Origin of the sequence: Saccharothrix longispora (assembly GCF_031455225.1) — a bacterium.
Taxonomy (GTDB): Bacteria; Actinomycetota; Actinomycetes; order Mycobacteriales; family Pseudonocardiaceae; genus Actinosynnema; species Actinosynnema longispora.
The window spans coordinates 7,498,549-7,523,999 of record NZ_JAVDSG010000001.1 but is presented as its reverse complement, the minus strand read 5'-3'; the positions used below and the strand labels follow the sequence as shown (position 1 = coordinate 7,523,999).

The window sequence follows — 25,451 nt, the reverse complement described above, 5'->3', positions numbered from 1 at the left end:
GCACGTCGTGAGCGCGGGTCAGGCGGTCAGGCGGTCGACCGCGGCCGCCACGCGTTCGTCGGAGGCCGTCAGGGCGATGCGCACGTGCCGGTCACCGGTCGGCCCGTAGAACGTGCCCGGCGCGACCAGCACGCCGCGGTCGGCCAGCCACGCCACGGTGTCCCACGCCGACTCGCCGCGCGTGGACCACAGGTACAGGCCGGCTTCGGAGTGGTCCACGGTGAACCCGGCGGCTTCCAGCGCGGGCAGCAGCACCGCGCGACGCGCCTCGTACCGCGACCGCTGCGCCGCCACGTGCGCGTCGTCGGACAACGCCGCCGCCATCGCCGCCTGCACGGGCCGCGGCACGATCATGCCCGCGTGCTTGCGCACCTCCAGCAGCGACGCGACCAGCGCCGGGTCACCGGTGACGAACCCCGCGCGGTAGCCGGCCAGGCTGGACGACTTCGACAGCGAGTGCACCGCCAGCACGCCGTCCGGGGAACCGCCGCTCACCTCGGGCCGCAGCGCGGACACCGGCGTCGCGGTCCACGACAGGGCCAGGTAGCACTCGTCCGACGCCACCACGGCACCCACCGCGCGCGCGTCGGCCACGGCCTGGGCGAGCGCGGCGGCCGACTGGACGCGCCCGGTCGGGTTGGACGGCGAGTTCAGCCACACCAGCCGGGTGCCGGGGGGCGCGGGTTCGCCGTCGGCCAGCCGCACGGGCGTCGCGCCGGCCAGCCGGGCGCCCACCTCGTACGTCGGGTAGGCCAGTGCCGGGATCGCCACGACGTCGCCCGGCCCCAGGCCGAGCAGCGTCGGCAGCCACGCCACCAGCTCCTTGGAGCCGATGGTCGGCAGCACGGCGGTCGGGTCGAGGCCGTCGACCCCGTACCGGCGGGCCATCGACCCCACGACGGCCTCGCGCAGCGCGGGCGTGCCGTGGGTGGTCGGGTAGCCGGGCTCGTCGGACACCGACGCCAGGGCCTCGCGGACCAGGTCGGGAACCGGGTCGACCGGGGTGCCGATGGACAGGTCGACCACGCCGCCGGGGTGCGTGCGCGCCTTGGCGGCGTGGTCGGCCAGCGAGTCCCAGGGGAAGTCCGGGAGCCTCCTGCCGGTCGTCACTCGTGGGACGCCTGCGGGGGGAGAGCCTTCACGAACGCCGGGTCGGCGCTGACCTTGCCGACCTTGGACGCGCCGCCGGGGGACCCCAGCTCGTCGAAGAAGTCCACGTTGGCCTTCGTGTACTCCTTCCACTCGTCCGGCACGTCGTCCTCGTAGTAGATGGCCTCGACGGGGCACACCGGCTCGCAAGCACCACAGTCGACGCACTCATCCGGGTGGATGTAGAGCATCCGGTCGCCTTCGTAGATGCAGTCGACGGGGCACTCTTCGATGCACGCCTTGTCGAGCACGTCCACGCACGGCTGGGCGATCACATAGGTCACTGCGCTCTCCTGCTCTTGTCCTGGTCCACACCGCGCAAGCCGGAGAGTACGCGGCGGAGTCGATTGTCCAACGGTGAGGCTCGCCTTATCGGCGCACACCAGGACAGTGGCCCACCTCACAGCACGATGCCGGTGGCGGCGGGGCACCATGCGGTGGTGGACGACGTCACCGCTCTGGAGCAGCGCTGCGCGGACGCCTGGCCGGCGCTGGTGGACGAACCCCTCGGGCAGTGGCGGCTGCGTGCCGCGGCCGGGTTCACGGGCCGCGCGAACAGTGCTCTGACCACGGGCGATCCGGGTCTGCCGGTCGACGAGGCGCTCGCCAGGGTGACCGGTTTCGCCAGGGAGAACTCGATCGCGCCGACCGCGCACGTGGTGGTCGGGTCGCGTTCCGAGGCCGGTGTGGAGGCCGCCGGGTGGCGGGTCGACGAGGACCACCCGGGCGGGGCGGAATCGCTCGTGATGACGGGCCCGCTGAGCGGGTTCGCGACCCCGAAGCGCTCCCCTGGGCCCACCCCCGGCGACGACGGCGCGCACGTGACGGACGTCCCACCTCCCGGCTGGTGGGAACTGGCCGCCCAGCCGAACCCGACGCGGGCGCAGCGGCACGTCCTGACCACCGGTGACGCGGTCGGGTTCGGCGCGGTCACCCGCGACGGCGTGGTGCTGGCGGCGGTGCGCGGCGCCGTGGTGGGGGACCTGCTGCACGTGGCGCGGCTGGCCGTCCGGCCGGGGGCGCGGCGCGGCGGCCTGGCGCGCGAGCTGATGGGCGCCCTCGCCTACTGGGGCCGGCGGCGCGGGGCGACGAGGTGCGCGCTCCAGGTGGCCGAGCACAACGCGGCCGCGATCTCGCTGTACGAGTCGCTGGGGTGCGCGGAGCACCACCGCTACCGCTACTGGGTGGCGAACCACGCGTAGGCGGCGGCGCGGACCCGCTTGAGGGCCGACCGCTCGCCGAAGTAGTCCCCGACGACGCCGACGACCGGCAGCATGCCGAGCGCCTGGTGGTAGAACCGGCCCTGCGGGCGCTTGTCCAGCTCGTCCTCCAGCCGCCACAGCACCTTGGCGAGCTTCCACACGGTGGCGCCGATGGCCTTGAACGTGGACCGCTCCCCCAGTTCGGAGGTCAGCTCCTCGGTGGCGCGGTCCTCGGCCTCCCGGTCGGCGGCGTCCTGCTCCACCGCCGTCCCGTCGACCTCGCGCTGGAACAGCACGTGGGCGAGCAGCCGCACCCGGTCCTCGGTGGAGGTGAACCCGTGCTCGCCGGCGACGGCCGACAGCAGCAGGCCCTGGCCGGCCGCGCCGAGCGCCGCCTGGATGGGCAGCCGGTCGGCGAGCGCCCCGCCGACGCCGGGCAGCGCCGCGAGCAGCGACACGAACCGCCCGAGCCGGTTGAGCCACCACTCGTCGCGCTGGTGCACGTCCATGCGCGCCCACGCGGCCGTGCCCGGCACCTTGACCTTCGACAGCTGGTCCCACAGCTTGTCCACGAGCCCGCGGTCGGCGTCGCGCTCGACCTCGCGGTCGCGCAGGCCGAGCAGGTTCGCCTCGCGCAGCGTGTCCAGCAGCGGGCCGGTGGCCCGCACGAACGGCCGCAGCGCGCGGACCACGTCCCTATCGGTGATCGCCTCGGACACCGGCTCGTCTCCCCAGGTAGCCCCCGACCGCGATGGCGCCGGGCAGCGCGCCGCCGGCGAACAGCAACAGGGTGCGCCAGTCGCCGAGCAGCAAAACATCCCCGCCGGGCCCGAGCACCGCGAACAGCAGCAGCGTCCCCACCCACACCAGCAGCGGCGAGGCGGCGCCCAGGGTGCCGCGGGCGTGCCGGGAGGCCAGCACGACCAGCGCGGGCGTGGTCACCGCCGCCAGCGCCGCGGTCAGCGGGAACGGCCAGTCGCCGAGCCGCGGCAGGAGCGTGCCGTCGAACCTCAGCGGCAGGAAGAACAGCTGGAGCACGGCCAGCACGAACGACGCCGCCGCGATACCGGCCAGGGCGAGGCGGTCCGTCAATCCAACCCCCCGAACAGGTCCGCCTCCGCACCCGCCGCCGGCCCCTTGGCCAGCACGTAGTACTCATCGGACACGACGGGCTGCGCGATGCCGTTGGACAGGGCGTAGGACGCGCCGCCCGCGCCGTCCTGCCACACGCCGACCTGCGTGGAGTGCGCCCGCAGGGCCCGCAGCTTCGCCACCAGGTGCTCCGAGACGTCCACGACGGTGGTGATCTCGGCGTCGTCGGTGGTGGGCAGCTCGCCCTCCTCGGGCAGCCGCCACGGCAGGTCGGCGAACCCGGCGAGCTTCGCGATGCCCTCGGTGGTGGCCGCGTGGGACGTGACGGCGTGGAACACGCGGTCCACGTCGACGGCGGCGGCCGTGGTGACGTGGTGCGCGCGGATGTGGTCGGGGTGCCCGTACCCGCCGAACGCGTCGTAGGTGACGACGACCTGGGGCTTCACGGAGGCGATGATCTCGCGCAGCGCCTCGACCTGCTCGTCGAGCGAGCCCTGCGCGAACGCCCGCGGGTGGGCGTTGGCGGGCGTGCCCGCCATGCCGGAGTCGCGCCAGCGGCCGATGCCGCCGAGGAACCGGTGGTCGGTCACGCCCAGGGCGGCGCAGGCGGAGCGCAACTCGGCGACGCGGTAGCCGCCGAGCTGGTCGGCGGCGTCCGCGGCGAGGTTGCGCAGCGCGGGCGGGATGATCTCGCCCTCCTCGCCGAGGGTGCAGGTGACCACGGTGACGTGCACGCCCATCGCCGCGTAGCGGGCGATCGTGCCGCCCGTCCACAGGCTCTCGTCGTCGGGGTGCGCGTGGACCAGCATCAGCCGTGGTGGAGCAGTGAGCGTCACCGGATCAGGGTAGATGTGGGGTGCTGCGCCCCGTGCCGTCAGGGCCACCAACGGGGGTCGGTGGCCCCGACGGCACGCGGGTCAGCCGACGAGCAGCGGCTTGACCTCGGCGAAGTGGCACGCCGACAGCGTGCCCGCGCCGTCACCGCGGTGCTCCAGCTTGGGCTCCTCGACGGCGCAGATGTCCTGCGCCTTCCAGCAGCGGGTGCGGAACCGGCAGCCGGAGGGCGGGTTCACCGGCGACGGCACGTCACCGGTGAGCACGATCCGCTGGCGCTGCCGCTCCAGCTTCGGGTTCGGCACGGGCACGGCGGACAGCAGGGCCTGCGTGTACGGGTGCATCGGCCGGGCGTAGATGTCCTCGCGGTCACCGATCTCGATGATCTTGCCGAGGTACATCACGGCAACCCGGTCGGAGATGTGCCGCACCACGGACAGGTCGTGCGCCACGAACAGGTAGGCCAGCCCGAGGCGCTCCTGGAGCTCCTCCAGCAGGTTCACCACGCCCGCCTGCACCGACACGTCCAGCGCCGACACCGGCTCGTCGAGCACCACGAGCTTCGGGTTGAGCGCGAGCGCGCGGGCGATGCCGATGCGCTGGCGCTGGCCGCCGGAGAACTCGTGCGCGTACCGGTTGCGGTGCTCCGGGTTGAGGCCCACGAGCTCCATCAGCTCGTTGACCCGGTCCTGCACCGACCGGCCGCTGCCGCCGTCCTCGCCGTGGATCTTGAACGGCTCGGAGATCAGCTCGTTGATCTGCCAGCGCGGGTTGAGCGAGGCGTACGGGTCCTGGAAGACGATCTGCATGTCCTTGCGGACCTGCCGCAGGCCCCTGCCCCGGAGGGTGGTCAGCTCGCGGCCCTCGAACTTCACCGAGCCGGACGTCGGCTTGTGCAGCTGGAGGATCGCGCGGCCCGTCGTGGACTTGCCGCAGCCGGACTCGCCGACCAGGCCCAGCGTCTCGCCGGGGTACAGGTCGAAGCTCAGCCCCGACACGGCCTGCACCTGGCCGACCGTGCGCGGGATGATGCCACCGCCGCGCACCGGGAACGACTTGACGAGGTCCTTGACCTCCAGCAGCGGCGCCCGGTCGGACGGGCCCGAAGCGGCGCCCCCGGCCTGGGGGTTCACATCGGTCGGGGTCGTCATGAGGTCGGCTTCTCCTCTTCGCGCAGCCGCGCTTCCACCGCGGCGACGTCCTCGGTGACCGGCATGTCCGGGTTCGCCGTGGTCAACGACGCGGGGTTCTCCACCACGCCGATCTCGTCGTGGGCGAAGAGCCGCTGCGGGTTCTCCAGGGTGGCCAGGTGCGCGGAGCGGTGGCACCGCGCGAAGTGGCCGGCCCGGTCGGTCTCCAGCAGCGCCGGTTCGGTCTCGCGGCACTCGTCGACGGCCAGCGGGCAGCGCGGCGAGAACGAGCAGCCGTGCGGCAGGTTCATCAGCGACGGCGGCGCGCCCTTGATGGGCGTGAGCCGCTTGCCGAGCATCTGCGGGTTCGGGATGGACCCGAGCAGGCCCACCGTGTACGGCATCCGCTGGGCCTCGAAGACCTCGTCCACGGTGCCCTGCTCGACGACCGTGCCGCCGTACATGACCTGGACCCGGTCCACCATGCCCGCCACGACGCCCAGGTCGTGGGTGATGACCATGATGCCCGCGCTCGTCTCGTCCCGGATGCGCAGCAGCGTGTCCAGGATCTGCGCCTGCACGGTCACGTCGAGGGCCGTGGTCGGCTCGTCGGCGATGATCACGTCCGGGTCGTTGATGATCGCCATGGCGATCATGACGCGCTGCCGCATGCCGCCGGAGAACTCGTGCGGGTACTGCGACGCGCGCCGGTCGGGCTGCGGGATGCCGACGAGCTCCAGCACCTCGACGGCCTTGGCCCAGGCCGCCTTCTTCGACACGTCGTGGTGCGCCTGGTGCGCCTCGGCGAGCTGCCAGCCCACCGTGTACACCGGGTTCAACGACGTCATCGGGTCCTGGAAGATCATCGAGATGCCGTTGCCGCGGACCGGCTGCATCTGCTTGTACGTGCGGCCGACCAGTTCGTCGTCCTTGAACTTGATCGACCCGCCGATGCGGGCGGTCTTGGGCAGCAGGCCCATGATCGCCATCGACGACACGGACTTGCCGGAGCCGGACTCGCCCACGATGCCCAGCACCTCGCCGGGGCCGAGCGTGAACGACACGTCCCGCACGGCGTGCACGGTGCCGTCGTCGGTCGGGAAGTCCACCGACAGGTTGTTCACGCGCAGCAGCTTCTCGCCGCCGGTCGCGCCGCCCCAGGGCGAGGACCCCGGTGAGCTCATCACGTCCACCTCGCTCATGCCTTCACCCTCTTCTGCCTCGGGTCGAAGGCGTCCCGGAGACCGTCACCGATGAAGTTGACCGCCAGCGAGATCAGCACGATGAACACGAACGGCGTGAAGAACAGCCACGGGTGCAGCGTCAACTCGTTCTTGTTCTGGCTGATCATCAGGCCCAGCGACGTGTCGGGGCTCTGCACGCCGAGACCGATGAACGACAGCGCCGCCTCCAGCAGCACCGCCTGCGCGATCGCGAGCGTGGCGTTGACGATGATCACGTCGATGGTGTTCGGCAGGATGTGCCGGAACACGATCCGGAACGTCCCGGCGCCCAGCGCGCGGGCCGCCTCGACGAACTCCTTCTCGCGCAGCGACAGCACCATGCCGCGGATGACGCGGGCGATGGACAGCCAGCCGATGAGGCCCAGGTACAGGGCGACGATCAGCCAGTTGGAGTTGCCGCCGCCGGCCACCGACACCACGAAGCTGTTGCGCACGAGCACGGCCGCGATGACCAGGCTGGGGATGACCAGCAGCAGGTCGATGAAGCGGCTGATGACGGTGTCGACCCAGCCCCTCATGTAGCCGGCGAGCGCGCCCAGGATGACGCCGATGAAGGTGGACAGGAACGCCACCACGATCGCGATCTGGAGCGAGAACTGCGTGCCGCGGATGATCTGGGCGACCATGTCGCCGCCCAGCCGGTCCGTGCCGAACGGGTGGTCGGCGCTGGGCGGCAGGTAGCGGGAGAAGCCGAGGTCGGTGTACGGGTACTTCCACAGCAGCCCGCCGAAGAAGGCCACCAGCACCAGCACGACGAACAGGATGAGGCCGAACAGCGCGGCCCGGTGCCGGGTGAACCGGCGGAGGATGACCTGCCACTGCTTGCGGGCGGTCGTCGTGTCGAACTGGCTCGCCTCGGCCTTTTCGGGCGCGGGCGCCTGCGCCAGCGGGGAACCCATCTCAGTCAAGGCGAATCCTCGGGTCCAGGAAGGCGTACAGGATGTCCGCGATCAGGTTGAACACGATGATGAAGACGGCGGTCAGCATCATGAAGCCGAGCACCTGGTAGGGCTCGATCTTCTCGATGGCCTGGACGATGAACCGGCCCATGCCCGACCAGCCGAACACGGTCTCGGTGATCACCGCGCCGCCGAAACCGGCGCCGATGTTCAGCGACGACACCGTGATGATGGGGATCAGCGCGTTGCGGAACGCGTGCTTGAAGATCGCCCGGCCCTCCGAGACGCCCTTCGCCTGCGCGGTGCGCACGTAGTCGGCGTTCAACGTGTCGAGCATCGACGCGCGCTGGAACCGGCTGTAGAGGGCGAACTGGATGACCACGAGGGAGATGGTCGGCAGGACGTAGGCGCCGCTGTACTGGAACACCTGCTCGCCGAAGCTGCCGCCGAAGCCGTCGCCCGGCGGTCCCGCGGTGATGATCCACCGGTCCGCGCCGAGGCCCTCCAGCCAGTTGTTCAACTCGATACCACCGGCCTTGAGCACCAGCGCCACGCAGAACAACGGCATCGAGAACATGGCGAACGATATTCCGGTCGCCGTGTAGTCGAATATCGAATACTGTCTCACCGCGCCGACGACGCCGACGGCGATACCGAGGATCAACGCGATCAACTCGGCCGCCAGGATGAGGCGCAGCGTCACGCCGAACGCCTTGAGCAGGTCGTCCTTCACGGGCTTGCCCGCGTTGCCCGGGACGACGGACTCGCCCCAGTCCCCGGTCACGAAGTCGCCCGCCCAGTCGACGTAGCGCTCCATGAACGGCTTGTTGTAGCCCGTCCGCTCGTATGCCGCAGAAATCTCCGCCGGGGTCCGCGGCTTCTGGAGCTTCCACTCGCCGAGGGGATCACCCATGGCGTTGACCAGCCCGAAGCAGAGGAATGAAGCGACGATCAACAGCGGAATCGAGATCAACAACCGCCGGATTATGTAACGGAACATGACGAGTCTCTAGTCTCCCTAGGCACCCCCGCGTGCAAGCGTGGGAGCCTACCGGACGCGGACACCGTCCGGGGGGCCGGTGCTTGTGACACCGGCCCCCCGGCGGAGGGTCGTGCTTTACCTATCCGGAACCTGACCCCTTCGGGTCAACGCGCACCGGGCGGAATTACTTCTTCTGCCAGGCGTACAGGTTCCAGGTCACGCCGCCACCGACACCGATGTAGGAGATCGGGCCGATGTCCGCGCTCGACGCGGCGAAGTCGGACAGCTGGAACAGCGGGATGCTGTGCAGGTCGTCCCGCATGATCTTGTCGGCTTCGTTCATCATGTCGATGCGCTTCTGGTAGTCCAGCTCGGCGTTCGCGGCCTTCCACTTCTCGGTCAGCGGGGCCGAGTCGTAGTTGTTGTAGTTGCCGGAACCGCCCTTGGACTTCTGGGCGTAGTTGCCGTACGCGCCGGCCTTCAGCGGCTGGCCGACCCACGCGAACAGGGCCGCGTCGAACTCGGACGCCGGGAGGCGCTTGTCGTTGAAGTCGGCGGCCTGGTCGGCGACGATCTCGATGCCGGCCTGCTTGCACTTGTCCTGCAGGATGCGGACGGTGTCCGAACGGCGGGTCACGATCTTGTGGCCCAGCTTGAAGGACGCGCGGAACTCGCCCTTCGTGTAGATGCCGTCGGCGCCCTGCGCCCAGCCGCCGTCCTCGAGGGTCTTCTTGGCCGCCGCGACGTCACCCTTGCCGACGTCGCCGTAGTGGTCCTCGTAGCCGACCTCGTTGGGCATCATGGTGAGGCTGCCCAGGGGCTTGGCGTTCGGGTCGACGTCCGCGACCAGCTTCTCGACCAGCGCGCCGCGGTCGAAGCACTGCGCGATCGCCAGGCGGAGGTCCTTGTTCTGGGCGAACAGCGGGCGCGCCATGTTGAAGTCGACGTGCTCGTAGGTCTGGCCACCGGCGGCGAAGACGTTGAACGCCGAGTCGCCGCGGAGCTGGGCCGCCACGGCCGGGTCGGCCTGCGGCGCGATGACCTGGACTTCCTTGTTCTGGAGCTGCTGCGCGGCGGACTGCGCGTCGGTGTTCGTCTTGAGGATCACCTTGGCGGGCCCGGCCGGGTTGCCCCAGTACTTCGGGTTGCGGACCAGGACCGTCTGGTCGGTCAGGTCAGCGGACTCGATGATGAAAGGACCACCCGAGAGGGCCACGCTCTTGTCGAAGCCCAGCCAGCCCTTGGTGTAGAACTCGGCGACCTTCTTGACCGTGTCGTCGTTCTGCGAGGGCAGCACCTTGGTGATGTCCTCGACGCCGGCCTTCTGCTCCAGGACGTGCGCGGGGAGCAGGCTGTCGCTGCCGGGCTGCGAGAACAGGCCCCGGTAGTCGGCGAACGGCTGGTCCTTGAAGAACGTCGTGGTGATCGTCTTGCCCTCGTCGGCGCACTCGAGCTTCTCGATGTTCTCGTAGCCCGTGCTCGACGAGTCGAAGATCGAGGCCTCCGTGCCGTCCTCGCCCTTGACGGTGGCCTTGCTCGTCGCGGCCAGCCACTTCAGGTGGAAGTCGTCGCAGTCGATGGCCTCGCCGTCGGACCAGACGGCCGCCTTGGCGACCTTCCACTCGATCGTCTGCGGGTCGGTCGACGTCACCTTGACGGAGTCCATCAGGTCGCCGTCGATCTTGATGACCACCTTGCCGTCGATCAGCTCGGTGATGTACGGCGACGGCTGGACGTTCGACAGCGCGATCGTGCTGGAGAAGTTGTTGGTCGCGCCGATGTTGTTGTTGTAGTTGTGGAACGCCTCCTCAACGGCGACCGCGACCTCGCCGATGTCCTCCACCTTCGGACGCTTGAACAGCTCGTCCTGACCGCCGATCTCACCCGGGTTGGCGTCCTGGACGCCACCCTGGTCGCCACTGCCCGAGCCGCCGCCGCTGCACGCGCTCAGCGCGAGCGCGGCGGTGGTCATCAGCGCGAGCGCCGAGACAGCCTTTGATCTCCTCATCGACACGTGCCCTCCTAGCACTGGGTTGGAGCGACCGTTTGGGTCGACTTCCACCCATAACCGTGATGTGCCAAACGCGCCCCGAACCGACACACCGTTGCAGCACGATAAGAACCAGTACGCGGCACGGTCACTGCCCACCGGCCGATCGTGACCAAAGGGTGACACGTTGGTAGCAGCACGCGACTCCGTCGTTACCGGGTGGGAGCGGTCGTTAACCGGACGCGTGGAATACTGTCAATACTGCACCGCGAACGCATCTTGAAGCCAGTGTTTCGTAGCGGTCAACGGTCAACGATCTTCCCGACGCCAGGTGCGGGCCTCGCTCAGGGGCCCCGCGAGCGGGGGTCCCGCGGTCACGCCCTGAACCCCCGGAAGGGCCACCAACAGGTCTGCTACCTGGAACAACGGCATCGCGACGGCCTGCTGCCAGAGCACCGGCTCGATGCTCGCCAGGGCGTCGGCCAGCAGGACGTCGCCCGAGAGGGCCTGTTCGATCACCGGTTGGACCGCCTGGTCGCAAAAACCGGACAGATTCGCCGGAATGGGTGTACCGCCGTCCTCCGGTGACGTCCGACACCCGAATGAGGAAGCCAGAACCGACGCCGAATCACCCGTGTCCGGCTGCGGCACGACAGCAATGTCAACGGTGTTGTCGGATGTGCCGGTATCCGCCAGATCCTGGCCGAACAACGCATTGGGCTGCGTTGTCAGGACGCGGGCAGCGATTCCGGACAATGACAGTTGGCGCTGGACCTGGTTCGCGACGGTCACGTACGGCTCCACGCCGGCCGGTGCGGCGATGGTCAACTCCAGCGGCTTCCCGTCCCGCTCCCACAGCGAACCCGTCCGGGTGAAGCCGGCCTCGGTGAGCAACTGGACGGGGTCGCCGGTGGGCGCCGGCAGGGTCGGCGTGTAACCGGCCGAGGTCGGCAGTGTTACCTGGGAGTCGGCGCGGAGATCCGCACTGGGGCCCCTGCGGCTACCGACGGCGATCAGCTCGTCACGGTCGAGTGACCTCATGACGGCGGTGCGGATGCGGACGTCCTCCAGTTTCGGCGAGGCCGGGCGCAGGAGGACCTGCACGACCTCCGGCCTCGGGACCACGCTCGCGGTGAGCGCCGTGGTCCGACCCAGCTCCTCGACGTCCTTCAGCGCGATGGCGTCGGCGCGGATGAGGGCGACCTGGGCGTCACCGGCGTTGAGCGCTTCGATCGTGTCGTGCTGGTTCGCCCGTCTGAGGGTCACCCGGTCGAGGACGGGAGGCTGCTCCCAGAACCGGTCGCTGCGCTCCAGGACGATCTCGCCGCGCGGCTGGTCGAGGGTGCGGACCGCGAACGGCCCGGCCGTGGCGGGGAAGCTGTCGTCGAGCGCGGCGGCCCACCCGCCGGGGGCGTCCTTGAGCAGGTGCGCGGGCAGCAGGTCGTGGAACAGGCTCCGCCACCCGGGGTAGGGCTCGCTGAAGACGACCTCGACGACCTTGCCGCCCTCGCGGCTCGCGATGTCGTCGATGAGCCGGTACCCGGCCGGGTCGACCACGCCCGGCTCGGTCCGCATCCGCTGCCACAGGTACACGAAGTCCTCCGCCGCGATGGGGGCGGAGTCGGACCAGCTGGCGTCCCGGCGGATCGTGTAGGTCACCGTGTACGGCTCGGCGCTGGTCACCTCGGCGCTGACCAGCAGGTCCAGGTCCACCCGGGGGCTGCCGTCGCCGTCCGTCCGGAAGGTCGAGGGCAGGAGCAGCGAGGCGAGCGCCGTGGTGACGGTGGACTGCGACGCCAGGGTGTGCGGGTTGTACCCGCCCTTGACGTCGTCGACGCCGACGACGACCTCGTTGACCTTCTCCTTGGGGATCACCGTCATCCCGGGCGTGGAGGGCACCAGGGGCGGCGGGGGCGTCGCCGTGCAAGCCGACAGAGCCAGCGCGGCCACCACCGCAACAACCGTTCGCTTCCCCATGGGTACGAGCGTGCCAGATGCGGCGATGACAGTTGACGCCCAGGTCCCACCGAACACCGACCCCGGCCCGCCACACCCCGGCCCGCCCTCGCCCCGGTCCCGGTCCCGGTCCCGGCCTCGGTTCCGGCCTCGGTGCCGTCGGCCGCCGATTCGACAGGCGACTCAGCAGGCCGCTCCGCGAGCGACCCCGTGACCCACCAGGCGGGCACGGCCCGGTATCGGCGTGGTTCTCGGGTTGCGGTCGGGCCTCATGCTCTCAACCGAGATCCGTAACGGCGTTTCCGTACATCCTCGGCCCTATGTTCACCCGATCAGGTGGCCACAGCGCCGAAATCGACGGCCACCCCCGGACCGAAGCCCGGAGGTGGCCGTCAGCACACCCAATATATAAGGAGAAGATCCTCAGCCGCGCAGCTTGAGGCGGTTGCGCTCGCGACCGCGCTGGTTGGCGTCGAGGATGACCTTGCGGACCCGCACGACCTCAGGCGCGACCTCCACGCACTCGTCGACGGCGCAGAACTCCAGCGCCTCCTCCAGCGACAGCTTGCGCGGGCGGGCAAGGGTCTCCATCACGTCCGCGGTCGACGTGCGCATGTTCGTCAGCTTCTTCTCGCGGCACACGTTGACGTCCAGGTCCTCGGCGCGCGGGTTCTCGCCGACGACCATGCCCTCGTACGCGTCGGCGCCCGGCTCGACGAAGAACGTGCCGCGGTCGGCCAGCTGGATCATCGCGTACGCGGTGATCGAACCGGACCGGTCGGCGACCAGGGACCCGTTGTGCCTGGTCCGGATCTCGCCGGCCCACGGGCCGTAGCCCTCGGACACCGCGTTGGCGATGCCGGTGCCGCGGGTCTCCGTCAGGAACTCGGTGCGGAAGCCGATGAGGCCGCGCGACGGCACGACGTAGTCGAGCTTGATCCGGCCGCTGCCGTGGCCGGACATGTTCTCCATGCGGCCCTTGCGGTTGGCGAGCAGCTGGGTGATGGCGCCCAGGTGCTCCTCCGGAGCGTCGATGGTGAGGCGCTCGAACGGCTCGTGCAGCTTGCCGTCGACCGTCTTGGTCACCACCTGCGGCTTGCCGACGGTGAGCTCGAAGCCCTCCCGCTTCATCTGCTCGACCAGGATGGCCAGCGCCAGCTCGCCGCGGCCCTGGACCTCCCAGGTGTCGGGGCGCTCGGTGGGCAGGACGCGGACGGACACGTTGCCGACCAGCTCGGAGTCCAGCCGGGCCTTGAGCACCCGGGCGGTGAGCTTGGTGCCGCCGTTGCGGCCGGCCAGCGGCGAGGTGTTGACGCCGATGGTCATCGAGATGGCGGGCTCGTCGACGGTGATCCGGGGCAGCGGCTCCGGGTTGTCGACGTCGGCGAGGGTGTCGCCGATGGTGATCTCCGGGATGCCCGCGATGGCGACCAGGTCGCCGGCGTGGGCCTCCTCGGCGGGGACGCGGTCGAGCGCCTCGGTGATCAGCAGTTCGGTGATGCGGACCTTCTGCACGCTGCCGTCCTCGCGGCACCACGAGACGGTCTCGCCCTTGCGGATGCGGCCGGCGGCGATGCGGCACAGCGCGATGCGGCCGAGGAACGTGGACGCGTCCAGGTTCGTCACGAGCGCGCGCAGCGGGGCGTCGGCGTCGCCGGTCGGGGCCGGGATGTGGTTGAGCAGGACCTCGAACAGCGAGTCGAGGTTCTCCTCGTCTGGCAGGCCGCCGTCCTCGGGCTGGTTGAGGGACGCACGACCGGCGCGCGCGGAGGCGTAGACGACCGGCAGGTCGAGCACGGAGTCGTCGGCGCCGACCTCGGTGGCCAGGTCGAGCAGCAGGTCGTGGGCCTCGTCGACGACCTCGGAGATCCGGGCGTCGGGGCGGTCGACCTTGTTCACCACGAGGATGACGGGCAGGCCGGCGGCCAGCGTCTTGCGCAGCACGAACCGGGTCTGCGGCAGCGGCCCCTCGGAGGCGTCGACCAGCAGCACGACGCCGTCGACCATGGACAGGCCGCGCTCGACCTCACCGCCGAAGTCGGCGTGGCCGGGGGTGTCCACCACGTTGATGGTGACGTCGCCGTCGGGCGTGTGCCGGCGGACGGCGGTGTTCTTGGCGAGGATGGTGATGCCCTTCTCGCGCTCCAGCTCGCCCGAGTCCATGACCCGGTCGACGAGCTCGGCTCGTGCGGAGAAGGCCCCGGACTGGCGGAGCATGGCGTCGACCAGAGTGGTCTTGCCGTGGTCAACGTGCGCGACGATCGCCACGTTGCGCAGGTCGTTGCGGACCAGCGTTTCCTTGATCGACGCGGTGGCCGTGGGCACGCGGAACTCCTAGAGCTGAGGTAGAGCGAGGGAGGGCCGGGCGCCGGACAGAGAGCACGAGCACGCGCGCAGCCTCGATCAGTCTACCGGGCGCGGCGTCATTACCACACACGGCCGGTGGTGAACTGAGCCTCACCCGGTCGTGTCGCCTAGCCTGATCGACCGGAGGTGGCGCCGACGTGGGCAAGAAGGTCAAGAAGAAGTGCTGCCGTTCCACGCCCCGCTGCGAGCGGTGCCCGGTCCTGGCGATGAAGAAGAAGGGCAAGGGCGGCTGACGCCCCGCCGCGCCGGGAGCGGCATAGGAGAAATGTAGGCCGGTGAGACGCGGTGGGAACACGCTACGATCGCGGCATGCGCGCTTCTCACACGTTCTGGTGGTCCGCCTTCCGGCGGCCCTGAGAACTGCGCGTCACACGAACGCAGGCCGCCCGCTGGGGCGGCCTTCGCGCGTTTCGGGGGCTCTCGCGGCGGGCCCACCGAAGGGAAGAACGATGACGAGGCTGTCCGCGATCACCCCGTCCGGCTCGGTCCAGCTGGGCAACTACCTGGGCGCCATCCGGCAGTGGGCCGCCGAGGGCACCGACGAGGACGTGTACTTCATCAGCGACCTGCACGCGATGACGACGTCGCACAACCCGTCGCGATTGCGGGCGTTGACCAGGGAGCAGTTGGCGGTGCTGGTCGCGACCGGCGTGGACCCGCGGTCGGTGTCGGTGCAGTCGGACCTGGTGCGCGAGCTGGGCGCGCTGACGTGGGTGCTGGAGTGCACCTGCACGTACGGCGAGGCGGCGCGGATGATCCAGTTCAAGGAGAAGTCGAAGGGCCGGTCGTCGGTGCGGTTGAGCCTGCTCACGTACCCGGTGCTGATGGCGGCGGACATCCTGCTCCAGGGGGCGCGGGAGGTGCCGGTGGGCGACGACCAGCGGCAGCACGTGGAGCTGGCGCGGGCGTTGGCGCGGCGGTTCAACGGGACGTACGGCGAGGTGTTCGCGATGCCGAAGGCCGTGGTGCCGCCGACGGCGGCGCGGGTGCGCGACCTGGCCGACCCGACGCGGAAGATGGCGAAGTCGGCGAAGGACTCGGCGGGCACGGTGTTCGTGCTGGACTCGCCGGACCTGGTGCGCCGGAAGGTGCGGCGGGCGGTGACGGACGACCTGGGCGTGGTGCGCTACGCGCCCGAGGAGCAGCCGGGCGTGGCGAACCTGCTGGAGGTGCTGGCGGCGTGCGTGCGCAAGGCTCCGGAGGAGGTGGCCGAGTCGGTCAAGGGCTACGCGGAGCTGAAGGAGGTCACCGCCGAGGCGGTGGTCGAGGAGCTGCGGCCGGTGCGGGAGCGGACGCGTGAGCTGCTCGACGACCCGGCAGAGCTGGACCGCGTGCGCCGGCACGGCGCGGAGCGCTCGCGCGAACGTTCCCGCCACCGCCTGGACGCCGCCCTCCGCGTCTCCGGCCTGGGCTGACCCGCGAGTCGTACGTCCAGGTCGCGCGAGTCGTACGTCCGGACCGCGAGAGTCCAACGTTCAGGTCGCGAGAGTCCAACGTTCGGGGGCCCTGAGTTCTTTACTCGCGAGTGTAGAACTCAGGGGTCCTGGACGTAGGACTCTCGCGACCTGAACGTACGACTCGCGCGACCTGGGGGGACGACTCGCGGGAGGAGGGGGTGGAGGGCGGGGAGGAGGGCCCGGTCGGCGGGGAGCCAGTCGAGGGTGGCCAGGTCGGCGGCGGTGATCCAGCGGGTGGCCTGGTGGTCGGTCGGGGTGGGGGTGCCCGACAGGAGGCGGGCGGCGTAGGCGCGGAGGACCAGGTCGGCGCGCAGGGGGACGTCGGGACCGACCTGGGTGGTGGGCTCGACGGTGACGGCGAGTTCCTCGGCGCACTCGCGGGTCACGGCGTCGTGGTCGGACTCGCCCGGTTCCACGCGTCCGCCCGGCAGTTCCCAGCGGCCGGCGGCGTCGGCCGGGTAGGCGCGCTGCTGGACGAGGAGGCGGCCGTCGTGGACGACGGCGGCTGCCACGACCACGCGGGCGTCGAGCAGTTCGCGGGAGCGGCGGGACACGGCGGTGGCGCGGGCCTCCAGGACCTTGAGCGCGAGGCCGCGGCCGACCACCACGTCGGCGAAGCGGCCGACCTGCCCGCCGGGGCTGGTCCACTCGACGCGGTCCACGACGACGGTGCCGCCGCCGGTGTGCCGCAGGTCGGTGGCGAGGGCGAGGCGCGGCAGGGGGCCGGTGACGAGTTCGGCGGACAGGCCGGTGGTGTCGGCGCGGGTGACGCGCAGGACCCCGGTGACGGGTCCGGCGGCGGCGGTGAGGGTGGCGCCCTCGTGCAGGACGGGGCCGTCGGACGTCAGCCGCACGCCCAGCCCGCGGACGGCACGGGTCAGGAGCGGGGCGTCCAGCAGGGCGGCGGCCACCGTGCGCGGGGGTGCGTCGACCAGCGTGGTGGTCCTGAGCTCGGGCACGGGCGAGATCCTGCCATCACCGGTAGGTGGGCCAGCGGACCTCCAGCCGGGCGCCGCCCTCGGGTGATTCGCCGGCGCGCACGGTGCCGCGCCGGCGTCGCACGAGGTGGGCGACGAGCGCGAGGCCGAGGCCGAAGCCGCCGGTGGCGCGGCCCCGGTCGGACTCGACGCGGTAGAACCGGTCGAACACCCTCTCCCGGTGCTCCTCGGGGATGCCGTGGCCGTCGTCGTCCACGACGAGCCGGATCTCGCGGGCCGCGGGCAGCACGGAGAGCCGGATGAACGTGCGGGCGTGGCGGGCGGCGTTGCGCAGCAGGTTGTCGACGACCAGCTCGACCTCGGTGCGGGCGGCGGAGATCATGCAGGCGCTCATGGGGGCGGCGACCTGCACGAGCAGGTCGGTGTCGCCGAGGCGGTCCACGGCGGCCTGCACCTGGAGCACGAGGTCGACGGGTTCGGCGCGGGGCAGTTCGCCGGTGTCGGCGCGGGCGAGGATGAGCAGGGCGTCGACCAGCTCGGACAGCCGGATGGACTCCTCGACGACGGATTCGAGGACTTCGATGGAGAAGTCGGGGTCGGGGTGGGCGACGGCGACCTCGGCCTGGGCGCGCACGGACGTGACGGGTGAGCGCAGCTCGTGGGCGGCGTCGCCGGTGAAGCGCCGCAGCCGTTCGGTGGCCTCGTCGCGGCGGGCGAGGAGGCCGTTCAGCGCGACCGCGAGCGCTTGCAGCTCGTCGCGGGCGGCGGGCACGGGGAGGCGTTGGCCGCGCGGCAGCTCGCCGGCGGCGACGCGCATCCGCTCGACCGGCCGCAGCGAGGTCCGCACGGCGAACCAGGTGGCGATGCCGACGAGGACGGCGACGAGGACGGCGGCGAGCAGCAGCCAGCGGGTGCCGAGCCGGTTGGCGCCCTGGTAGCCGACGAGGGTGTCGCCCGCGACGTGCAGGCGGGGCGTGCCGTCGGGGGTGAACTCGACGCGCCCGATCCAGCGGTGGGCGCTGTCGCCGTCGATGCGCAGGACGGGTTCGCCGGACTTGAGCAGGCGGATGTCGGCGGGGGTCAGGCCGGTGGGCGGCCCGCCGTCGAGGGGGTTGCCCGCGGTGTCCAGCACGCGCGTGCTCCCCGCCTTGGCCAGCTCCGCGTCGACGGCGCTGACCTGCACCGCCCCGATGAGGCGCGGGGCGAGGAGGGTGAACGCGAGCAGGCACATCAGGGCGACGCCGGTGGCGACGACGGTGATCCGGAACCGCAGCGTGCGCCGCAGCCACCACCGTCGCGGCCACCAGCGGCGCGGGCTCACCTGCGCCTGCTGGCCGCCGAGCCGAGGGCGGCGTCCAGGTCGGGCGTGGACGCCAGGTAGCCGTGGCCCCGGACGGTGCGCACGACCTCGCCCGCGCCCATGGCGTCGAGCTTGCGCCGCAGGTAGCCGACGTAGACCTCGACGGCGTTGCGGGTGGCGGCCTGCTCGTCGCCCCACACGGTGCGCAGCAGCTCGTCCTTGGTGACGACGGACCCGGCGCGGCCGGCGAGGACGTCGAGCACGGCGTACTCGCGCGGGGAGAGGGCGACGGGTTCGCCGGCCCAGCTGACCTCGCGCACGGCGCGGTCCACGACGAGGTCGCCGAGCTTGAGCCGGCGGCGCGCCAAGTCCGCGTCGTTGCGCCGCAGCAACGCCCGGACCTGGGCGACGAGCACCACGAACGAGAACGGCTTCACCAGGTAGCCGTCGGCGCCGAGGTCGAGGCCGTCGGCCTGGTCCACCTCGCCGTCCTTCGCGGACACCATCAGCACGGGCGTGCGCACGCCCTCGGCGCGCATCCGCTGGAGCACCCGGTAGCCGGACAGGCCGGGCAGCATGATGTCGAGCAGCACCACGTCGAACGCGCCGGTCAGCGCGACCCGCAGCGCGGTGGGGCCGTCGGCGGCGGTGACGACCTCCATGCCCTCCGCGGACAGCCCGCGCTCCAGCGCGCGCCGCACGCCGACCTCGTCGTCCACAACCAGCACCCGTGGTCTCACGTCCCACAGCATGCCCGTTCGGTGGGACGATCGTCGTGCGGCTCTCAGTGCCCTCTCAGCCTCTCAGCACCATCTCAGGACGGCCGGAGGAGGGTCTGGGGTGTCGGGTCGCACGGGGTTGCCCGGCAGGAGGAGGGGTCATGAACCGCAGGAGGGTGACGGTGGCCGCCGCGGCGGTCGGCGTGCTCGCCGGTGTCACCGGGTTGGGGGTGCTGGCGATGCCCGCCGGCGCCGGCCAGGCACCGGTGCTGCCGGAGGTGAGCGCCGAGTCGCTGGTCGAGTCGGTGGTCACGGCGAAGCCCGCCGCGTTCGGCGGGTCCGTCGAGGTGTCCAACGACCTGGGCGTCCCGGCGATCGCGGGCCTGCCCCAGCTGTCGGACGGGGACAGCGCGGTGCGGCTGTGGAGCGACGGCTCCGGCAAGGTGCGCGTCCAGCTGCCCGCCGGGGACGCGGAGAAGACGTTCGTCGACGACGGCACGACCGGGTGGCTGTGGGACTCGGCCGAGCGGACCGTGGACAAGTTCCCGCACGGCGCGGCGCAGAAGCCGCAGGAGGCGGCGGCGGCCGACCCGGTGGCGCTGGCGCGCGACGTCGTGTCCCGGCTGAAGGAGTTCAGCGAGGTCACCGTCGACGGCACCGCGCGGGTGGCGGACCGCCCGGCGTACGAGCTGGTGCTGTCGCCGAAGCCGACGGAGAAGACGGTGCTGCGCGAGGTCCGCGTGGCGGTCGACTCCGAGCTGCGGGTGCCGCTGCGGCTGGCCGTGCTGACCAACGGCACGAACGCGCCCGCCGTGCAGGTCGGGTTCTCCGAGCTGAACGTCGGCCCGCAGGACGCGGCGCTGTTCTCGTTCACGCCGCCCGCCGGGGCGACGGTGACCGAGGCCGGGGTCGAGGGGCCGTCGGAGCGGGACAAGGCCGCCGCCGAGCAGGTGTTCGGCGAGGCGGACCCGCAGGTCGTGGGCGAGGGCTGGGACGTGGTGCTGACCGCGCGGGTGCCCGAGGGCGCGCTGACGGCGTTCGCCGAGCAGGAGGGTGGGCCCGCCGACCGCGGTCCGCGCCGGCCGGGTGCCGGGATGGGCGGCGAGATGGGTGGCGACACCGACGTGCAGGGCATGCTCCGGCAGCTGGGCAAGCAGGTCAGCGGCCCGTGGGGGTCCGGCACGCTGATCACCGCCCGGGTGGGTGGCGTGCTGATCGCGGACGACGGCCGGGTGGCGGTCGGCGCGGTGCTCGAGCAGGTGCTGGTGGACGCGATCGGCCAGGTCAAGTGACCACCTCGACCAGTGCGCGGGTGGAGTCGGCGACCGCCGGCTCCACCCCGGTCCTCGCGGCCCGGACGCGGGGACTGCGCAAGGTGTACGGGCGGACTGTCGCGGTCGACCGGGTGGACCTCGACGTGCCGCGGGGGGCGGTGCTCGGGATGCTCGGCCCCAACGGGTCGGGCAAGACCACCACGATCCGCATGATGCTCGGACTGGTGCGACCGACCGAGGGGGAGGTCGAGCTGCTGGGCAGGGCGCTGCCCGACGGGGCGGCGGCGGCGTTGCCGCACGTCGGCGCACTGGTCGAGGGTCCGGGGTTCCACCCGTTCCTGTCGGGGCGGGAGAACCTGCGGCGGGCGGCGGCCTTCGAGCCGCTGCTCGCCACCGGCGACATCGGGCGGGCCGTGGAGGACGCGCTGGAGCGGGTCGGCCTGGGCGCCGCCGCGCACCGCCGCTACCGCGGCTACTCGCTGGGCATGAAGCAGCGCCTGGGCCTGGCCGGGGCGCTGCTGGTGCCGCGGGAGCTGATCGTGCTGGACGAGCCGACGAACGGCCTCGACCCGGCGGGCACCCGCGAGGTGCGCAAGGTCGTCGCGGACCTGCACGAGGCGGGCAGCACGGTGGTCGTGTCGTCGCACCTGCTGTCCGAGATCGAGGCGACCTGCACGCACGTCGCCGTGCTGCACCGCGGCACGGTGGTGGCGCAGGGCGAGCTGGGTGAGTTGCTGCGGGCGGACGGCAGCTCGCTGCTGGTCACCACGCCGGACGTGGACACCGCGCTGAACGCGCTGCGCAACGGCCGCATCTCGGCCCGCCCGTCGGACGACGGGGTGCGGGTGGAGCTGATCGGCACGACCGCGCCCGTGGTGCTGGCGACGCTGGTCGGGGCGGGTGTGGCGGTGCACGAGGCGCGGCGGCACCGGACGGGTCTGGAGGACCTGTTCGCGCGCCTCACCGAGGCCGAGGAGTCCGAGCACAACCTGTCCGCGGTGGACACGATCGAGGAGGGTGCGCGATGAGCGCGGGTGTCGCGACGGGCGCGCCGGTCGCCGCGCGGGCGCCGCTGGGCAGGCAGCTGCGCTCGGAGCTGCGGTGGATCGTCCGCCGGCCCCGCACCGTGATCGGGTTGGCGTCGCTGTGCCTGGTGCCGGTCCTGGCGGGCGTCGGCCTGTGGTTCGCCGTCGACGGCGAGGGTCCGGCCGGACCGGGGCTGGCCGCGATCATCTCCGGCAATGGCCTGGTGCTGCCGGTGTTCACGCTGTTCCTGGCGCTGCCGCTGCTGCTGCCGCTGGTGGGGGCGATCTGGGCGGCCGACGGCCTGGCCGGCGAGGCCCAGCACGGGACGCTGCGCGGCCTGATGATCGCGCCGGTGGGCCGGTTGCGGCTGTTGGGGATCAAGGCGTTCGGCGTGGCCACGATGACGCTGGCCGCCGTCACCCTGATCGCGGTCGTCGGCGCGGTCGTGGGAGTGGTCCTGTTCGGCGGCGGGGGGATGCTCACGCTGTCCGGGTCGACGCTGCCGCTCGGCGCGGCGCTCGGGCGGATCGCGCTGACCGTGCTGCTGGTCACCGTGCAGGTGTGGGGCGTGGCGGCGATCGCGCTGGCGATCTCGGCGTGCACCGAGCACCCGCTGGTGGTGATGGCCGCGACCATGGCGGGCGTCATCGTGTTCGCGGTGCTGGGCGTGTTCCAGTCGCTGGACTGGCTGCACCCGTACCTGATCACCTCGGCGTGGGAGGGCCTGGTCGACGTCATGCGCGACCCGCTGCCGACCGGGGAGCTGTGGCGCAGCACCGCGCTGGCCGGGTGCTACGTCGTCATCGGCCTGTCGCTGGCGGCAATGCGGTTGGCCACGAAGGACAACTGAGCTGTACTGGGCGCGTGGAGACGGAGCGGTTGGCGCTGCGCGCGTTCGTGGGGTCCGACGTGGACGACGTGGCCCGGCTGCTCGGCGAACCGCGCGTCATGCGGTACGTCGAGGACGGCAGGCCGGTGCCGCGCACGCGCGTGGAGGCCGAGGTCATGCCGAGGCTGCTCGCCGGGGGCTGGTGGGCGGCGCACGCGCGGGCGACCGGCGGGTTCGTCGGCTGGTTCGAGCTGAGCCCGGCGGGCGACGGCGTGGCCGAGCTGGGCTACCGGCTGCACCCCGACCACTGGGGCCGCGGGTACGCCACCGAGGGCGCGAGGGCGCTGGTGGCGCACGGCTTCGCGACGGGGCTGCGCCGGATCACCGCGACCGCGATGGCGGTCAACACCGGGTCGCGGCGGGTGCTGGAGAAGGCCGGGCTGCGGTACGTGCGGACGTTCCACGAGGAGTGGCCCGACCCGATCGAGGGCTGGGAGCAGGGGGACGTGGAGTACGAGCTCACCCGATGAGGGCGATCCCGTCGTGGTCCACGGCGAGGCGCACCCGGTCGCCGGGCGACGGGGGTCCGGCGACCGGGGCGACCGCCTCGAACTCCTCCCCGTCCACGCAGACCAGCAGCCGCACGTGGTCGCGCCGGTGCACGCGCTCCAGCACGTCGGCGGTCAGCGGTCCGGCCGGGTCGACGCGCAGCGCGGTGGACCGCAGCCCGACCCGCGCGTCGACGCCCACCAGCTCGCGCGCCGCCTCGGGGTTCAGCACCCTGCCGCAGCCCAGGAACCGGGCCGTGTCGACGTCCGCGGGCCGCCGCCACACCTCGGTCGGCGCGCCCACCTGCGTGATCCGGCCCGCCCGCATGACCGCCACCCGGTCGGCCAGGGTGAACGCCTCGTCGTGGTCGTGCGTCACCACCAGCGCGGTCGCCCCGGCCTCCCGCAGCAGCCGCGCCAGGTCCACCGCCAACTGCTCGCGCAGCGCCCGGTCCAGCGCCGACAGGGGTTCGTCGAGCAGCAGCAGCTTCGGCCGGGGCGCCAGCGCCCGCGCCAACGCCACCCGCTGCTGCTCACCGCCGGACAGCTCGGTCACGCGCCGCCGCCGGTAGCCGGCCAGGCCGACCAGTTCCAGCAGCTCGTCGACCCGCTTGTCCCGCGCCTCCCGCTCCGCGCCCGCCATGCGCATCCCGAACGCCACGTTGCCCGCGACGTCCCGGTGCGGGAACAGCTGGCCGTCCTGGAACACCAGGCCGAACCCGCGCCGGTGCACGGGCGTCCCGGCCAGGTCCGCGCCGTCCCACGACACCGCACCGCCCGACGGCGGCTCCAACCCGGCCACCGCCCGCAGCAGCGTCGACTTGCCGCAGCCCGACGGCCCGAGCAGCGCCACCACCTCGCCGTCCGCGATGTCCAGGTCCACCCCGGACACCGCGGTCACGTCCCCGTACCGCACGGTCAGGCCGGCCACCCGCAACGCCATCAGAACTCCCCGCCGCTCGGCACGCGCAGCCGCTCGATCGCGAGCACTGCCACCGTGGTCACCACCATCAGCAGCGCGCACGCCGCGTACGCCATCTGGCTGTTGAGCTGCCCGGGCCGCGACATGAGCCGCGCGATGACCACGGGCAGCGTCGGCGCGTCCGGCCGGGCCAGGAAGCTCGTCGCGCCGAACTCGCCGAGCGCCACCACGAACCCGAACCCGGCCGCCGCGACCAGCGACCGCGACGCCAGCGGCAGGTCCACCTCGCGCCACACCCGCCACGGGCTCGCGCCCAGCGTCGCCGCCGCCTGCCGCAGCCGCTCGTCGACCGCCCGCAGCACGGGCAGCACGATCCGCACCACCAGCGGCGTCACCACCAGCGCCTGGGCGAGCGGCACGAGCAGCGGCGACGTGCGGAAGTCGCCCGGCAGGGCGTCCATCGTGACCAGGTAGCCGAAGCCGACGGTCACCGCGGACACGCCGAGCGGCAGCATCAGCGCCGTGTCCAGGGTTTCCGCGAACCACGACCCGTGCCGCCGCAGGCCCACCAGCACCACCGCCGACAGCACGCCCACGGCCAGCGCCACCAGCGTCGCGTCGGTGGCCACGCGCACCGAGTTCAGCGCCGCGTCGAGCCCGGTGACGGCGAGCGTGCCGCGCTCCCCCGTGCCCGCCAGCGCCCGGTACCCGTCGAGGCTCCAGCCGTCCCGGGTGGCCAGCGACCGCACCAGCAGCCCCACCACGGGGGTCAGCAGCAGCGCCACCACCAGCCACGCCGCCGCGACCACGCCCCACTCGCCGCCGGTCGGCCGGCGCGGCGGTTCGACGCGCAGCGGCATGCCGCGCTCGCGCCTGCGCCGGGCCGCGCCGCCGACCAGCAGCACCGCCACCACGGCGACGAACTGGAGCAGCGACAGCGCCGCCGCGCCGGACAGGTCGAACAGCTCCACCGTGCGCAGGTAGATCTCGGTCTCCAGCGTGCGGTGCCGCGCTCCACCCAGCACCAGCACGACGCCGAAGCTGGTGGCGCAGAACAGGAACACCACCGACGCGGCCGACCCGATCGCCGGGGCCAGCGCGGGCAGCGTCACGGCGGTGAACGCCCTGGGCCGCGACGCGCCGAGCGCCCGCGCCGCGTCCTCCGCCCGCCGGTCCACCCGCGCCCACAGGCCGCCGACGGTGCGGGCGACCACGGCGACGTTGAAGAACGCGTTGGCCAGCACGATCGGCAGCACGCCGCCGTCCGGCCACAGCGCCCGGAACGCCAACCCCACCACCACGGTCGGCAGCACGAACGGCACCATCACCGCCGCCCGCACCACGCCCGCGCCGCGCACCCGGCACCGGGCCAGCAGGAACGCCACCGGCATGCCCGCGACCAGCGCGAACAGCGTCGCGGCGGCGGCCTGGCCGAGGGTGAAGCCGACCAGGTCCCACGTCGCGCCGTCACCGAGGACCCGCAGGACACCGCCCTCGCCGAACCCCAGGCCCACGATCGCCGCCACCGGCCAGGCGAAGAACACGCCCAGGAACGCCAGCGGCACCAGCGCGGCCAGGGACCAGCCGAGGACG

Annotated in this window: 23 protein-coding genes; 6 read left to right on the top strand and 17 right to left on the bottom strand. The window is 72.3% G+C overall.

Annotated elements, in window-relative coordinates:
- Positions 1-18: 18 nt before the first annotated feature.
- The gene (gene dapC / locus J2S66_RS32855; RefSeq protein WP_310312377.1) at positions 19-1,110 is read right to left on the bottom strand and encodes a succinyldiaminopimelate transaminase; all 1,092 of its coding nucleotides are present in this window, start codon (positions 1,108-1,110) and stop codon (positions 19-21) included.
- Positions 1,107-1,433, bottom strand: a complete 327-nt coding sequence (gene fdxA, locus J2S66_RS32850) for a ferredoxin (RefSeq protein ID WP_033430540.1) — start codon at positions 1,431-1,433, stop codon at positions 1,107-1,109. Before fdxA ends, dapC begins: the two co-directional genes overlap by 4 nt.
- A gap of 156 nt (positions 1,434-1,589) precedes the next feature.
- Between fdxA and J2S66_RS32845 the strand changes: the two genes are divergently transcribed.
- Entirely contained in the window at positions 1,590-2,351 is a 762-nt protein-coding gene (locus J2S66_RS32845; protein ID WP_310312368.1) for a GNAT family N-acetyltransferase, read from the top strand.
- Here the strand turns inward: J2S66_RS32845 and J2S66_RS32840 are convergent.
- The 10 genes from J2S66_RS32840 to typA form a co-directional block, all read right to left on the bottom strand.
- Positions 2,327-3,070 (bottom strand): hypothetical protein, encoded by a 744-nt coding sequence (locus J2S66_RS32840; protein WP_310312365.1) that lies wholly within the window; start codon positions 3,068-3,070, stop codon positions 2,327-2,329. The genes J2S66_RS32845 and J2S66_RS32840 overlap by 25 nt on opposite strands.
- Positions 3,048-3,443: a hypothetical protein gene (locus tag J2S66_RS32835; protein ID WP_310312362.1), complete on the bottom strand. Its 396-nt coding sequence runs from the start codon at positions 3,441-3,443 to the stop codon at positions 3,048-3,050. The genes J2S66_RS32840 and J2S66_RS32835 overlap by 23 nt, the downstream gene beginning before the upstream one ends.
- Entirely contained in the window at positions 3,440-4,279 is an 840-nt protein-coding gene (mshB, locus tag J2S66_RS32830; protein ID WP_310312359.1) for an N-acetyl-1-D-myo-inositol-2-amino-2-deoxy-alpha-D-glucopyranoside deacetylase, read from the bottom strand. The genes J2S66_RS32835 and mshB overlap by 4 nt, the downstream gene beginning before the upstream one ends.
- An 81-nt stretch (positions 4,280-4,360) precedes the next feature.
- Positions 4,361-5,428: an ABC transporter ATP-binding protein gene (locus tag J2S66_RS32825; RefSeq protein WP_310312357.1), complete on the bottom strand. Its 1,068-nt coding sequence runs from the start codon at positions 5,426-5,428 to the stop codon at positions 4,361-4,363.
- Positions 5,425-6,609 carry an ABC transporter ATP-binding protein gene (locus tag J2S66_RS32820; RefSeq protein WP_306745894.1) on the bottom strand — a complete coding sequence of 395 codons (1,185 nt, stop codon included), beginning with the start codon at positions 6,607-6,609 and terminating at the stop codon, positions 5,425-5,427. Before J2S66_RS32820 ends, J2S66_RS32825 begins: the two co-directional genes overlap by 4 nt.
- Positions 6,606-7,550, bottom strand: a complete 945-nt coding sequence (locus J2S66_RS32815) for an ABC transporter permease (protein ID WP_310315269.1) — start codon at positions 7,548-7,550, stop codon at positions 6,606-6,608. The genes J2S66_RS32820 and J2S66_RS32815 overlap by 4 nt, the downstream gene beginning before the upstream one ends.
- 1 nt (position 7,551) lies before the next feature.
- A complete protein-coding gene (locus tag J2S66_RS32810) occupies positions 7,552-8,550 on the bottom strand; it encodes an ABC transporter permease (RefSeq protein ID WP_306745893.1) in 999 nt (332 codons plus the stop codon).
- Between the two features lie 166 nt (positions 8,551-8,716).
- On the bottom strand, positions 8,717-10,540 hold the full coding sequence (locus J2S66_RS32805; protein WP_310312352.1) for an ABC transporter family substrate-binding protein: 1,824 nt from the start codon (positions 10,538-10,540) through the stop codon (positions 8,717-8,719).
- Between the two features lie 291 nt (positions 10,541-10,831).
- Positions 10,832-12,499 (bottom strand): ABC transporter family substrate-binding protein, encoded by a 1,668-nt coding sequence (locus J2S66_RS32800; protein ID WP_310312349.1) that lies wholly within the window; start codon positions 12,497-12,499, stop codon positions 10,832-10,834.
- Between the two features lie 402 nt (positions 12,500-12,901).
- A complete protein-coding gene (typA, locus tag J2S66_RS32795) occupies positions 12,902-14,803 on the bottom strand; it encodes a translational GTPase TypA (RefSeq protein ID WP_310312346.1) in 1,902 nt (633 codons plus the stop codon).
- 491 nt (positions 14,804-15,294) lie between these two features.
- Between typA and trpS the strand changes: the two genes are divergently transcribed.
- A complete protein-coding gene (trpS, locus tag J2S66_RS32790; RefSeq protein WP_310312344.1) occupies positions 15,295-16,260 on the top strand; it encodes a tryptophan--tRNA ligase in 966 nt (321 codons plus the stop codon).
- Positions 16,261-16,379: 119 nt separating this feature from the next.
- On the opposite strand, the gene J2S66_RS32785 is transcribed toward trpS, so the two are convergent.
- From J2S66_RS32785 to J2S66_RS32775, 3 genes are read right to left on the bottom strand one after another with little or no spacing between them, the layout of a single operon-like run.
- The gene (locus J2S66_RS32785) at positions 16,380-17,261 is read right to left on the bottom strand and encodes an NUDIX domain-containing protein (protein WP_310312342.1); all 882 of its coding nucleotides are present in this window, start codon (positions 17,259-17,261) and stop codon (positions 16,380-16,382) included.
- 16 nt (positions 17,262-17,277) lie between these two features.
- A complete protein-coding gene (locus J2S66_RS32780; RefSeq protein WP_310312339.1) occupies positions 17,278-18,561 on the bottom strand; it encodes a sensor histidine kinase in 1,284 nt (427 codons plus the stop codon).
- Positions 18,558-19,292 carry a response regulator transcription factor gene (locus J2S66_RS32775; RefSeq protein WP_310312336.1) on the bottom strand — a complete coding sequence of 245 codons (735 nt, stop codon included), beginning with the start codon at positions 19,290-19,292 and terminating at the stop codon, positions 18,558-18,560. The genes J2S66_RS32780 and J2S66_RS32775 overlap by 4 nt, the downstream gene beginning before the upstream one ends.
- 128 nt (positions 19,293-19,420) lie before the next feature.
- Between J2S66_RS32775 and J2S66_RS32770 the strand changes: the two genes are divergently transcribed.
- From J2S66_RS32770 to J2S66_RS32755, 4 genes are read left to right on the top strand one after another with little or no spacing between them, the layout of a single operon-like run.
- Positions 19,421-20,551 carry a LolA family protein gene (locus J2S66_RS32770; RefSeq protein ID WP_310312333.1) on the top strand — a complete coding sequence of 377 codons (1,131 nt, stop codon included), beginning with the start codon at positions 19,421-19,423 and terminating at the stop codon, positions 20,549-20,551.
- Positions 20,548-21,561, top strand: coding sequence for an ABC transporter ATP-binding protein (locus J2S66_RS32765; protein ID WP_310312330.1), 1,014 nt, complete (start codon positions 20,548-20,550; stop codon positions 21,559-21,561). Before J2S66_RS32770 ends, J2S66_RS32765 begins: the two co-directional genes overlap by 4 nt.
- Entirely contained in the window at positions 21,558-22,409 is an 852-nt protein-coding gene (locus tag J2S66_RS32760; protein WP_310312326.1) for an ABC transporter permease, read from the top strand. The genes J2S66_RS32765 and J2S66_RS32760 overlap by 4 nt, the downstream gene beginning before the upstream one ends.
- Positions 22,410-22,423: 14 nt before the next feature.
- Entirely contained in the window at positions 22,424-22,918 is a 495-nt protein-coding gene (locus tag J2S66_RS32755) for a GNAT family N-acetyltransferase (protein ID WP_310312324.1), read from the top strand.
- Here J2S66_RS32755 and J2S66_RS32750 read toward each other — a convergent pair.
- The gene (locus J2S66_RS32750; RefSeq protein ID WP_310312320.1) at positions 22,908-23,879 is read right to left on the bottom strand and encodes an ABC transporter ATP-binding protein; all 972 of its coding nucleotides are present in this window, start codon (positions 23,877-23,879) and stop codon (positions 22,908-22,910) included. The two genes, J2S66_RS32755 and J2S66_RS32750, sit on opposite strands and share 11 nt — an antisense overlap.
- Positions 23,879-25,426: an ABC transporter permease gene (locus J2S66_RS32745; RefSeq protein ID WP_310315267.1), complete on the bottom strand. Its 1,548-nt coding sequence runs from the start codon at positions 25,424-25,426 to the stop codon at positions 23,879-23,881. Before J2S66_RS32745 ends, J2S66_RS32750 begins: the two co-directional genes overlap by 1 nt.
- Positions 25,427-25,451: the final 25 nt, after the last annotated feature.

Bases quoted from the DNA above. Each gene is read 5' to 3' on its own strand.
- J2S66_RS32820 (WP_306745894.1), bottom strand. From the start codon at position 6,609: ATGAGCGAGGTGGACGTGATGAGCTCACCGGGGTCCTCGCCCTGGGGC.
- J2S66_RS32760 (WP_310312326.1), top strand. From the start codon at position 21,558: ATGAGCGCGGGTGTCGCGACGGGCGCGCCGGTCGCCGCGCGGGCGCCG.
- J2S66_RS32800 (WP_310312349.1), bottom strand. From the start codon at position 12,499: ATGGGGAAGCGAACGGTTGTTGCGGTGGTGGCCGCGCTGGCTCTGTCG.
- J2S66_RS32810 (WP_306745893.1), bottom strand. From the start codon at position 8,550: ATGTTCCGTTACATAATCCGGCGGTTGTTGATCTCGATTCCGCTGTTG.
- J2S66_RS32805 (WP_310312352.1), bottom strand. From the start codon at position 10,540: ATGAGGAGATCAAAGGCTGTCTCGGCGCTCGCGCTGATGACCACCGCC.
- trpS (WP_310312344.1), top strand. From the start codon at position 15,295: ATGACGAGGCTGTCCGCGATCACCCCGTCCGGCTCGGTCCAGCTGGGC.
- J2S66_RS32775 (WP_310312336.1), bottom strand. From the start codon at position 19,292: ATGCTGTGGGACGTGAGACCACGGGTGCTGGTTGTGGACGACGAGGTC.
- J2S66_RS32770 (WP_310312333.1), top strand. From the start codon at position 19,421: ATGAACCGCAGGAGGGTGACGGTGGCCGCCGCGGCGGTCGGCGTGCTC.
- J2S66_RS32815 (WP_310315269.1), bottom strand. From the start codon at position 7,550: ATGGGTTCCCCGCTGGCGCAGGCGCCCGCGCCCGAAAAGGCCGAGGCG.
- J2S66_RS32750 (WP_310312320.1), bottom strand. From the start codon at position 23,879: ATGGCGTTGCGGGTGGCCGGCCTGACCGTGCGGTACGGGGACGTGACC.
- J2S66_RS32825 (WP_310312357.1), bottom strand. From the start codon at position 5,428: ATGACGACCCCGACCGATGTGAACCCCCAGGCCGGGGGCGCCGCTTCG.